At 30.4% G+C, this 12872-nt stretch carries 9 protein-coding genes; 8 read left to right on the top strand and 1 reads right to left on the bottom strand.

Annotated features, from left to right (window positions below; all coding sequences use genetic code 11):
• Positions 1-666 precede the first annotated feature (666 nt).
• Positions 667-1947: an aspartate aminotransferase family protein gene (locus tag VS182_RS01145; RefSeq protein ID WP_479484719.1), complete on the bottom strand. Its 1281-nt coding sequence runs from the start codon at positions 1945-1947 to the stop codon at positions 667-669.
• Between the two features lie 898 nt (positions 1948-2845).
• Here VS182_RS01145 and VS182_RS01140 point away from each other — a divergent pair.
• From VS182_RS01140 to VS182_RS01105, 8 genes are all read left to right on the top strand, one after another.
• Positions 2846-4036 (top strand): hypothetical protein, encoded by a 1191-nt coding sequence (locus VS182_RS01140; RefSeq protein ID WP_479492639.1) that lies wholly within the window; start codon positions 2846-2848, stop codon positions 4034-4036.
• Positions 4037-4320: 284 nt separating this feature from the next.
• Complete coding sequence (gene bcp / locus VS182_RS01135) at positions 4321-4815, top strand: thioredoxin-dependent thiol peroxidase (RefSeq protein WP_479484717.1); 495 nt, start codon at positions 4321-4323, stop codon at positions 4813-4815.
• On the top strand, positions 4793-5443 hold the full coding sequence (nth, locus tag VS182_RS01130; protein WP_479484716.1) for an endonuclease III: 651 nt from the start codon (positions 4793-4795) through the stop codon (positions 5441-5443). The genes bcp and nth overlap by 23 nt, the downstream gene beginning before the upstream one ends.
• Positions 5444-5659: 216 nt before the next feature.
• The gene (locus VS182_RS01125) at positions 5660-8335 is read left to right on the top strand and encodes a transglycosylase domain-containing protein (RefSeq protein ID WP_479492638.1); all 2676 of its coding nucleotides are present in this window, start codon (positions 5660-5662) and stop codon (positions 8333-8335) included.
• Positions 8336-8572: 237 nt separating this feature from the next.
• The gene (gene ftsE, locus VS182_RS01120; RefSeq protein ID WP_479484714.1) at positions 8573-9259 is read left to right on the top strand and encodes a cell division ATP-binding protein FtsE; all 687 of its coding nucleotides are present in this window, start codon (positions 8573-8575) and stop codon (positions 9257-9259) included.
• Complete coding sequence (gene ftsX / locus VS182_RS01115) at positions 9249-10139, top strand: permease-like cell division protein FtsX (protein ID WP_479484713.1); 891 nt, start codon at positions 9249-9251, stop codon at positions 10137-10139. Before ftsE ends, ftsX begins: the two co-directional genes overlap by 11 nt.
• Before the next feature lie 231 nt (positions 10140-10370).
• Entirely contained in the window at positions 10371-11411 is a 1041-nt protein-coding gene (locus VS182_RS01110) for a peptidoglycan DD-metalloendopeptidase family protein (RefSeq protein WP_479484712.1), read from the top strand.
• A 332-nt stretch (positions 11412-11743) separates the two neighbouring features.
• Complete coding sequence (locus VS182_RS01105) at positions 11744-12814, top strand: peptidoglycan DD-metalloendopeptidase family protein (protein WP_479484711.1); 1071 nt, start codon at positions 11744-11746, stop codon at positions 12812-12814.
• The last annotated feature ends 58 nt before the right edge of the window (positions 12815-12872 follow it).

Genomic DNA, 12872 nt, shown 5'->3' with positions numbered 1-12872 from the left:
ATCATAAAGACTATTTTTGTGTTTAAATTACAACAATAGTGTTAAAATATAAAAAAATAAAAGATTTTAACTTTATTGATTTTATCAATAGATTTGCTTTACCATTTTTTATAAACAATGAAATTCTATCTAAAGCATCCGGATTTAAGTATTTATATTTAGATTTATATATATGTTTAATCCTCTTTTTTAAATATTGAATTCTATTTTAATATTATTTTATATATAAAAAACCGCAATATCATATTACAATTGCAGCTTTTTATATGAACTATCATTTAAATTTAAAAAATAGAAATAAATAAAATAATTTTATATTAACTTAATTTTTAGTATAAATTTAAAGATATAAAATGTATGTACTTTTATATAAAATTATTAATATTCAAATAATTAAAACATTAGTATTTATATATCTTAAAAAATATATAAAAGGCAACTTTATTGTTAATTTTAAGCTTTATTATAAAATTTTAAAAATTAACAATAAATACCAATAATCTGTACTAATTGGATATATTAGCATTCTTGGACAAGTCCAGCCATTTAAACTTATTTTAGCACTGTAAAAGTTAATTATTTTTACTGATAAATAATCTAAAGATAGCTTAAGAACCTAATCTAAAACACAAAAATAGCTATGATTATAGCTATTTTTGTGTACATCTAAATATTTTTTAGATATTCAAAAGCTATTCTAGTTGCTTCTAGTGTTTCATCGATGTCGTTCATTGTGTGTTTTGTGTTTAAAAACCATACTTCATAGCAGGAAGGAGCTATGGCAATTCCTTGTTGTGTTAATTTCTTGAAAAATAATGAGAAACTTTCGTTGTCGCTTTTTTGGGCGTCTTCATAATTTTCAACAGGTCCTTTGTGGAAGTATGTACTAAAGACGCTGCCATAATGGTTTATAGTTAGTGAGATATTGTTGTCTTGTGCTTGTTGTTTAATACCATTGCATAATTTTAATGATTTGGTTTCCATATCTTTGTATGGATTTTGTTTTTTTAGTTTCTTCAGACAAGCTATACCTGCTGCTGTGGACACGGTATTTCCTGCCATTGTACCACCTTGAAAAATTGAGCCTTTTGGTGATAGGAGATCCATGATTTCTTTACGCCCGCCGTATGCTCCTATAGGTAGTCCGCCGCCGATTATTTTTCCTAAAGTTGTTAAATCAGGTTTTATATTAAATAGATCTTGGACAGCTCCATAATGGAAGCGAAATCCCGTTATAACTTCGTCGTAGATTACAAGTGTTTTTTGAGTTTTTGCTAATTTTTGAATTTTTTCTAAAAAACCGGGATTAGGTTTTACTAAGCCAAAATTACCCACTAATGGTTCGATAATGACAGCAGCTATTTCGTTATGATATTTTTTGAATGTTTCTTCCAGGGATTCTTGATTATTAAAAGGTATTGTTATGATATCCTTAGATATAGCGTCAGGAATACCAGTTAATTTGTTCTCTGTATTTCCTGCACTTGAACCTGCCTCTAATAGCATGGGATCGCTATGACCATGGTAACAGCCAGCGAATTTTAATAATTTAACTCTACCTGTATAAGCTCTGGCTAAACGTATCACACTCATCACTGCTTCGGTTCCGCTACAAGTTAAGCGAACTTTTTCTAATGATGGAATCGCTTCTTGGAGCATTTCGGCAAACAAAACTTCTTGCTCTGTAGGGAAGGCGTATACGCTTCCCTGACGGATAGCTGTATTAACTGCTGCTACAATATCTTCATCTCCATGTCCTAAAATGACGGGACCTAATGCTGCTACATAATCTATAAACCGTTTGTTGTGTGTATCCCATACATATGCACCTTGTCCTTTTTTAATAAAGTGTGGAGTACCATTGCCTTTAATACCCTTCCATGATCTAGCTGGGCTATTAACACCGCCGGGTATGATATTACAAGCTCTTTGATATAGATGATGCAAAGTTGTATACCTACTTTCTTAGATTAATTTCTGAATTGTTTTTCAAATGATAAATAACAGAGTGCTAGCTAGAAATAACGGGGTAATAGCTAGAAATAACTAAAGAATATATTAATTAACAACGAAAGAAAATACAAACTATTATTTCAATATAATTTAAATTATGGTATATTTTTATTCAGTAGATATGTTATTAAATATTATCTTAGGGTACAAGGGTAATTTGCGTATTTTTTCAAGGTAATTTAAGAAGATCTGTTAACCTAATATACTCTTATTATATCTTTTAGACCAAACTATGAACTTTGAATATATTTAATCTTCCCATAGTATCTGTTTTGTAACAAGTCTACTTAATGTTTTTAATTAATAATTCATATATTTTATTATTTTTATTTAATATTTTTATTATTATTTTTTTTAGAAATCGCTTTGATTTTACATAAAAAAATAACTATCTTGTAATTTATATAAACATACCTATTATATTTATATGTTATACTGAATATATAAACTATAATGATATGATATTTGGTGAACTTATATTGTGTGATACAGTTAACTTATATAATTGTCCTTTTTTGATATTAATGAACATTTAATAAAATAAAAGAATGTAAACACAAGTTCGTGATAAAGTGACTTTTAGTTGCATTGACTGTTATAATTTGTTATCCTCGAAATGTTATTATTATTTTTGAGTTGTTATTTATATTAATTTTACTAACTTATAAATTAAATTAATTTTATTTTTAAAAAGTATTTAATTTTTTATGTATACTTAGTTTATTATATTTTTTATTTAAATTTATTTATCCAAGGTTAAAAATAAAATATGTAAAATTACTATAATATATATTAAATGATTTTAGTTTGTTGAAAACACATTATTATAATAATGGAGGTGCAGATGTCGTTGTTAACTGCTGGTAGGATATATAGAGAAAAATATTATATTCAGCATGTTGTACCTTTTTTAACAGGACAATTGGCTGTTGTTGTATTTGATTGTAAAGAACGTTATTATTTGCAGACAGTTGCTTTGTCAAAGGCGCCTTCTGATGTTTTAATACGGCAATATAATCAGTTTAAGCATGATTCTTGGTTACCCATACAAGAGGTTTTTGTAGAAGAAGGCTATTTAGTATTGCTTAGGCCTTTTGGGCACTTTGTAACCCTGAGTAATATTTTAGAACGTGGGTTATCGATTTCTGAGACGATGCTTATTAGATGGTTAGATGAATTATTAGATTTATCTTTATTTTTAGATGTCTATACAATACCTATGCAACCTTTTATGGATTTGCGAAATTTTGTATTAACACCAGATGGAAATATAAAGTTATTTAGTTTTTATTCCCCTAAGTTTTCTCCGTCTACAAATAAAGAAATTGACTGGGTAACTTTTTGTATTTGTGTTTTAAATGCTGAATTATGGGATAAATCTATCAAAATGTTACCTGGTAATATGCCTTTTAGTGATTCTATGAATGCTTTGTTGCGTAAGATTTTAGGTGAAAAAGATCCGAGTAATATTGTTAAAGTCATTAAGCAATTTAACAGCAGTAATAATGTTTTATCTAAGTGTTTTAAAAAAGTTAGCAAAAATTCTCAGGGAGAAGTTGATTTTGAGGAGAATGTTCGGATTATATCAGCTTCACGTGATATTTTTAGTGTATTTGATATGATGCCTTATACTGATGAGAAAACGTTTTCTTTTGATGAGTTTTCACGGAGTATTCGCAAACAACTTGGCTTGCCTTTTAGATATATCGCGGATATTGTTAGTTTGGATCGTCCTGTTTTAGAAGAGGATGTTATTTTCAAAGGTTTGAAGATTATGTCTTCATTGACACCTGAGCATAGACAAAAATTTGCGAGTCAATGGGCACAAACATTAGTTAGTATATATAGCTTAAGGGAATCAAAAGATGATTTTTATGAGCAAGATGATTTGAAATATCGCGAAGGTATTTTAAATTTTTTGAATACGGAACAAAAGATCATGCATGATTTTTTGTTTTATTTGAGGAATGTAATTATTAGTGCAGAAGAGAATGAAGATATTGCTTCGCAAAAATCCGTTTAATTACACTTAGTGTCTTATATTTTTAGTGCCTTATATTTTTATATGTATTTTTTGGTATATTATTTTAAAGATATATTTTAAAATGTATGCAATAGGGATGATTAAAGTATATTCATATAATTTATTAACTTAAACAAAGAGATAGAAGATTATTTTTTCTATTTCTTTGTTTTGTCTCTCAGAGGTTGTTTTATTAATAAATATGATAAATTAATTGACTTGGTTGAGGGTTAATTTATTAATTTAATTTATATTAATTCTAAATTAATTTGAGGTGGTTTTTTGTGTTGAAAATAGGCGATTTAGCGGCTTCTTTTACATTGCCTGCTGTGAATAGCGATAATTTAGTGTCTCTGAATGATTTTAGAGGAAAATATGTTGTATTATATTTTTATCCTAAGGATAATACTCCAGGTTGTACATCTCAAGCATGTGGTTTTAGAGATAAATACTCATCTTTTCTGGAACAAGATACAGTTATTATAGGTATTAGTCGTGATTCTTTAGATTCGCATGCTAAGTTTGTTAATAAGTATCAATTGCCATTTTTATTGCTTAGTGATGAAGATGGATCAACATGCAAGAAATATGGAATTTTAAAAGAAAGGAAGATATTTGGTAAAGTTTATATGGGTGTTGTTCGTACAACGATGTTAATTGATAGAGATGGTTTCATCAGGTATATATATAATAAATCATGTGTTTTTAATCATGTAAAAGAAGTTTTGGATTATTTACTTGCATGGAAGAAGGAACATGACGAGCAGGACCTTGGATAGGAGGCTGCTTGATCTTATTTTGCGAGAATTAGATTCTCATTATCCTGATGTTACATGCGAACTTTACTACAATAATCCTTTTCAATTACTTATAGCTACAGTTTTATCAGCTCAATCAACAGATAAACAGGTAAACAAAGTTACAGAGCGTTTGTTTACCTTTTATGGTACGCCTGATGAGATGGTTAAATTAACAGAAACTGAATTGAGCTCTTATATTCAGTCTTTGGGTCTATTTCGTACAAAAACACGTTATCTTTTAGGTATTTGTGAAATTATCATATCTAATTATAAAGGTAAAATACCTAATTGTCGTAACTTATTACAAGAACTGCCGGGTGTAGGGCGTAAAACGGCAAATGTTGTTTTAGCTTATGCTTTTAATATTCCAGCTATAGCTGTAGATACTCATGTACACCGTTTAGCTAATCGTATTGGTTTTGTTATAACAAAGAATACTTTTGATACAGAGGAATCTTTAATGGAATTGGTGCCTAGAGATCGTTGGATTTCTTTGCATCAACAATTTATTAGACATGGTCGTTTGCTTTGTAAGGCAAGAAATCCGCAGTGTGGAGCTTGTTTTTTAAGACCATATTGTAATTATGCTAAGGGTATAATTGATTGATATTAAAATGAAGATTTATATTATCCAATAGTTCCCTAAAATAATTCACTCATAATTGATCAATACTTTAAGTCATATAGATCATTGTGAAGTGATTTTTTGTTATTTATTTATATTATTTTTTGTTATTTATTTATGTTGTGTATTTTGTTTTATTTATTTTGTTTTTTTCTTTTTAAATTTTTTTTATCAAAGATATTTGCGGGGGTGAGGGTAATGAGTGATCATAAATCGGGTCGCGCCTTCTTCCGTAATTTATCATTGTTTTCGCGTTTTCAATATTTTTGTTCTTCTTCAATTATGTTGCGTTATTTTTTTACTTTCAAATGGTTAATGTGCGTTGTTTTGATTTCTTTTTTTATGGTTTCGGTTGGTTTAGCTATTTTGTTCCTAGGACCTTATGTAATACCGTTGCAAAAAGTGGAAATTGATAGTACACCGGGGTCGGCTCAAGTTTTTGATCGCTATGGTAAACAGGTAGGATATATTGGTCATGTTCAGCGTGAATATATGACGCTTGATGAAATTAGCAAATATAATGCGTTGTTATTACAGATGGTTATCCGTATGGAGGATCGTCGGTTTAAAGATCACAGTGGGGTAGATTTTAAAAGTTTTTTTCGTGCGGCATGGCAGAATGTTAAACATTTTGAACATCATGAAGGTGCTGGTACGATTACAATGCAAACTTGCCGTAATGTGATTATTAAGGATAGACAAAAGTCTTTTTTGCGGAAGTTTAAAGAAGTTCTTTGTGCTTTAAAACTCGAAAATTCTTATTCTAAAGATTCTATCTTAGAAACTTATATTAATTACATACCTTTTGGATTTAATATTGTTGGGTTGCCTATGGCAGCTAAAATATATTTTGGTGTTGATCTTAGTAAAGAGAGTCTTCCTTTAGAAGCAGCTGCTATGTTGGTTGGTATGCCTAAGGCTCCTAATCAATATAATCCTATACGATATCCAGGAAAAGCTTTAGAAAGGCGTAATCTCGTGTTAGAAATTATGGCAGAATCATATGATGATATGCCTAATTTATTAGATGATGAGCAATTGGATTTATTAAAGAAGTCAGATTTGTCTTTAAATCCTTTGGCGGAGAAACAGCTAGCTAAATATGGCGAATATGAAGCTTTTAAGGATATGGTGTGGTCTGAGGTTAAAGTGCGATATGGATTGTCCCAACAAGATCTATCGGAAAAGGGTTATCGCATTTATACATCGCTTGATCCTGGTGCGCAAAAGGTTATGGAACAAAAAATTCAAGATCGAAGTTTGTTTACAAATGCTGAGGGTAGTGATATTTCTGATCTTGATGCCGGTTTAATTTTACTAGAAGCTAAAACAGGTGAGATTTTAGCTGTAGGGGGCGGTCGTTTTTTTCAACCTGGATCTATGAACAGGGCTTTAGAACGTATGCCGCCTGGATCAGCGATTAAACCTTTGACCGTATTTACGCCCGCTATACAGGATTATGCGTATCACGAATACAGTAAATTGCCGGATAGACAGATTAAAATAGGTTCATGGGCACCTAATAATTTTGATGGTAAGTTTACAGATGGTGATGTTGATTTACAACACGTTGTAGCTCATTCTTTAAATTTGCCTACGTTATGGTTGCTTAAAGAGGTTATAGGTATTGATCGTGCGATTAATTATGGTCGAAAGTTAGGATTGCCTTTATTAGAAGAAGATCGTGGGTATGCACCTTTGTCTTTAGGTGGTTTGTATCGTGGTGTTAATGCTAAGGAATTAGCACAAGCTTATTCTGTTTATCCTAATGGAGGTAAGTATATCCCGGCTCATGTTATAAAAGAAATTTTAGATGATCAAGGGCGTTCTATACCTTCTATGGTACCTTTATACCGTTATATTAATGTTTTTGACGCTAAATCTTCTTCTCTTATGGTGCGCATGCTCGAAAAAGTGGTCCATTCAGGCACAGCCCGTAATATTCGTTTAAAACATAATTATCCTGTAGCTGGTAAAACGGGTACGAGTCAAAATGGCGAAGCTTCTTGGTTTGTGGGTTTTACACCTGCACATGTTTTGGCTGTAAATATGTTTTATCCTCATCGAAGGATACCTCAGAAAGGTACACCTCGTGAATTGACTACGCGTATGTTTAATCTTATCATGGATGATTTTCATGCTTTGCTTCCAGAAGATGGTGTTAAAAGTCATTTCCCAATTACTTCAGATAGTAAATTTAAGATGCCGATTATTACAGATATTGCTGCCAATGGAAATGATATAATGATTACTTTTGTAGCAAAAGTAAACGGTATGGTACTAGAGCTACAGCGAGCTGTACCAGGGAAAGAATTTCATAAAGTTGCTACATTGTCTTACGGGCATGACCAGATTTTTGTTGATACAATTAAGGTAACAGAAGATGATGAGGACACAAAGCATACTTATTTATATAGGATAGCTATTTTTGATCCCTTGGTTGGAAATCTCCCCTTATATTTTTCACCTGTGAAAGATATTTCCGTGGGACGGGGTTTAATTTCATCTGATAAGTTTAAAGCCAAATTGGATAGAGATAATAAATCTTCAGATATTGAAGATATAGATTCTAAAGATAAAAACATGATAAATAAAAAAGAAGATATAAAAGGAGATATAAAAGGAGATATAAAAGAAGATATAAAAGAAGATATAAAAGAAGATATAAAAGGAGATATAAAAGAAGATATAAAAGAAGATATAAAAGAAGATATAAAAGAAGATATAAAAGAAGATATAAAAGAAGATATAAAAGAAGATATAAAAGAAGATATAAAAGATAAAAAAATGATAGATCAAAAAGATGGCCGAAAAGTTGCTGAAGATGATTCTATACCCATACCTTTGTCGCCTATTGATATTAAGTTGAATTGATTTTATAAAATAAACATTAATTTAATGATGTTTATTTTATTTTTTATATATTTAAAGCGTTTTTATTATGTATAATAGATACTATATCAAGCACTTTCTTTAATCGTTATTTTCTGTTTTTTTGCTAAAAGATGATTTATTTATAAAAATTTGAATTAATAATGGATATTTGTTATATATTGCTGTCGTGTTAAACTATTAGTGGCTATTTTTTCATAAGGAGGCTTGGATGCACATATGATTGAAATGCATGGTGTTTGGAAAATATATCCTAATGGTGTTGAAGCGATTCGCGGAATAGATATTTATATACGACAAGGTGAGTTTTCGTATGTTGTAGGACCAAGTGGTGCCGGTAAAAGTTCTTTTATTAAGCTTATGTATAGAGAGGAAAAACCTACACATGGTGTTGTTTTAATAAACGGTGTTAACATTAAACGCATACGCAACTGGAAAATACCTCATGTACGTCGACAGATAGGTGTCGTTTTTCAAGATTTTAAATTATTGCCTAATATGTCCGCTAGAGAAAATATAGCTTTTGCTATGGAAGTTGTTGAATCTCCTCCTAACAAAGTGCGTCAAAGAGTTGAAGAAGTTTTGGAACTAGTTGGTTTGCAGGATCGCGCTGATGCTATCCCTTCTCAGTTATCAGGAGGAGAGCAGCAGAGAGTAGCAATTGCCAGAGCTATTGTGAACAATCCGAATTTTATTATTGCCGATGAGCCTACGGGTAACTTAGATCCTGAGAATGCATGGGATATTATGTACCTTTTTGATGAAATTAATAAACGAGGCACCACAATCGTTATGGCGACACATGATAAAGAAGTTGTGAACGTTCTTCGTAAACGTGTCATTGCGATAGAGAATGGATTAATTGTACGTGATGAGATAGGAGGAGAGTATGGATATGAGGACTAAATTTCTCGTCATGTCTCGGCATACACGTGAGGCATGGCGAGGGATTAAGAGTAATGCTTGGATGAGTTTTGCGGCTGTTACAGCTGTGTCTATCACCTTATTCATGTTTGGTGTTTTTATGATGTTGGCCTTAAACCTTAATAGCCTTCTGGATCAATTACGTCAATTATCTGCTGTGAAAGCGGAGATAAGGCGTGATATTTCAGAGGAAGAGTTTGCTAATTTAGAGCAGACGTTAGTACAAAATCCTTATGTAGAGAAAGTTGTTTTTAAGTCCAAGTCTGAGACGTTAAAGGATATTACCACACTCTTAGGTATTGATGATACTTCGCTTTTCGATTCAGATGAGAACAATCCTATGAATGATCTTTTTTTAATTTATCAGAGCGATCCAGACAAAATCAAAGCTTTAATCCAGTCAATTTCATCACAACCTTTAATTAGCCATGTAACCGAAGTGCGAGGATCTTCAAAGATTAATAGTGTTTCGCAAAATATTAGTATAGGAATCTTATGTTTTTCACTCTTTTTAGCTGTCCTAACGAGTCTTTTAATTTCCAACACCGTTCGATTAACTATTATTGCGCGAAAATCAGAAATTGAGATACAGCGTTTAGTTGGTGCTAGTAATTGGTTTATTAGCTGGCCTTTTCTAATAGAAGGTGGTTTTATAGGATTGTCAGGTGCTTTTTTTCCTACGACAGTTTTGGTACTATTATATTATGGTTTGTTTTCATGGGTTGAAATTATTTTCAGAGTACTTAATTTGTTATCTTTTTGGCATCTATCTTTGTATTTAGTTTTATCATTACTCTCTTTAGGTATTTTTATTGGTATATTTGGTAGTTGGTTATCTATAAGAAAATATTTAAAAATTTAAAATTTATCTATTTATTTTCTTTATTCATGTTTTCTTCATCTCTTTATTTATTTTCTTTATTCATGTTTTCTTCATCTCTTTATTTATGTTTTATTTATGTTTTATTTATTTATATTTTCTTTATTTTATTTATTTATATTTTCTTTATCGCTTTTCTCATGCTTTATCGCTTTGGTTTTTTATTTAATGGGATATTAAATATAATTACCTTGTTTTATTAAAGGAGGAATTATGAAAAATCAATCGATTGTGAAAAAAATGTTCGCGATTGATTGGTATAAATGGTTAATTATATCTTTCACGACAATAACTTCTACTTTCTCAAGAAGTGATTATGTTGTTTATGCGAACCAAGTTGATTTAATTAAGATACAAAATGTTAAACTTAAGACGACAGCTGAATTAAAGAAAGAGTTGGGTAAGTTACAAGAAGATGTCCGCGATCTGGAGAATAGCATATATAATGAGCAAGAGGCGTTGAATGAGTTAGAAATATTTATTAAAAATTCACGTCAGGTTTTAAGTAATAGTATGAATTATATATCTAAATCATTGTTATTAGCGGATAGAGCGAGATCTAATTTTTTGATTGAATTTTTATCTGTGGGTTCTTTTGATAGAATGTGGTTTTTAATTAATTCTTTTAAAAGTATTTTAGATCATACAATTTTAGGGCATTCACAAATTGCCAGGGATATTGATGAGTATGAAGTTAATAAAGCGCAAAAAGAGCGATCGATTTATAAATTAAATGAATTAAGAGAAGAAGCTATTAATAAGGTAAATGAACACAAAGAATTCATTAAGAAGAATAAGAAAAAACTTGAACATTTTCACGATGATGAACACAGTAATTCTGATGTAGGTGTATCACCTAACGGTAAAAATTTTCGCTGGCCTTTACCTAATGCATATCCGAGAATTTCTTCTGGTTTTGGTATGCGAGGAGGTTCTATGCACCAAGGAATCGATATTCCTGGGGATTTTGGTACAGATATTTATGCAGTAGCATCTGGAAAAGTTCTTCAAGCTCGACCAGCTAATGGATATGGGACGCTGATTGATTTAGATCATGGTAATGGGTTAGTGACGAGATATGCACATATGTACTTAAATGATATCTTTGTTAAGCCGGGTGATCAGGTGGCACGAGGTAAATTGATTGCTAAGGTAGGTAGTAATGGTCAGTCTACAGGACCGCATTTACACTTTGAAGTTCTAAAAAACAACATTAATTTGAATCCTCAAGGTTATTTTTCTTTAAGAAGATGATGCGAGGGATATTTTTATTTTAATGCAAAATATTCGGAATTTTTATTATCGTTTTTAAATGGCCTTATTTTTAATTAATTATATAAGCATTGGATTAAAAGGCATTTAAATTATTTAAATTGATAAATAAAAATTGTCATTAAATTCTAATTATATTTTTGTTATTATAAACAATGAATTGGCAGTTGATCCATACTACCATTTTGTTGTTTATAATAAAATTAATTACATTTAATTATATTAAGTTTAATGATATTATATTTAATGATATTATATTTAATGATATTATATTTTTATTCTAAACAATTCATAATTCAGGGGGGATTTTAAATGTGTTTACATGGTTGTTGAATTCAGTTCATAAATTGAAATTTTATTTTTTTTTATTAATAATAAGTCATTTTTTTCTTTATAGCTACTTTACATATATTCCTCCGGTTAGTGCTAAACCATCTCAGTCTGGTATGCGTGATAATTTAGAAGTTTGTAAAAAAACTGTTGAGCGTTCAAAGCAATATTTGGATTTTTCACAGAAAAGATTAGAATTGCTAAATAATGATATAAGAGAGACAACAGAAAGTTTAGGGAATTTACGCAAAGTTTTAGGTTCTTTTTTGCATGTTATGTATATTAGAGGGCAGGCGAATTTTTTTATAAGTTTATTTGAATCACGAAATATTTCACAATTTATTTTTCGTCTGGAAGTAATAAATGATATCATCAAAACTCAGCAACACAACATTATGGATAACAATGATTTGTTACAAAATTTGAAAACGCAATATAATGCTTGGCATTTATATTTAGATAATCAACAAATGGAAATTGGAAAAATGAAAGATCTTTGTGGTGATCTTTTTCAAGGCAATGCACTTTCTGAAGAGGGGAAGCAAATTTTAGAAGGAATTGCGAAAGATTATGAAAATGAAATATCAGTTAATCTAAGTCCTTCGCATGAAGGATCTTTAAAATTTCCTTTTAGATCTTTTTCTATTAGGCCATCAAACGGTTATGTTACTTCAGGATTTGGAAAACGTATTCACCCTATTACACATAAACCAACGGTTCATCGAGGGCTGGATTTTGGTGGAGGTCGTTTGCCTATATTTGCTCCTTTAGATGGTGTTGTTGTTGATGTTCGCGGTTCCTTGGGATATGGTATGTTGATAACTATTTTTCATGGTACCATGAATGGTAAAAAGGTATTTACTCGTTACGCTCATTCATATCGTAAAGATATTTTAGTTCGTCCGAATCAAAAAGTTAAGACAGGTGATATTATCGCCTATAGTGGTAATAATGGCGATTCTAAAGGTGCGCATTTACATTTTGAAGTTTGTTTGAGTAAGACAAATGTTTGCTCGAAGTATAATTTGGTTGATCCTAAGCCTTATATTCCGTGATCCATCGTACTATATGTGTTGTAAATATATATTTAAATATCATAATTTAAATATAATA

This window comes from Pasteuria ramosa, assembly GCF_056496785.1.
Note: the sequence above shows the minus strand (reverse complement) of the source record. Positions and strands in the feature narration are given on the sequence as shown.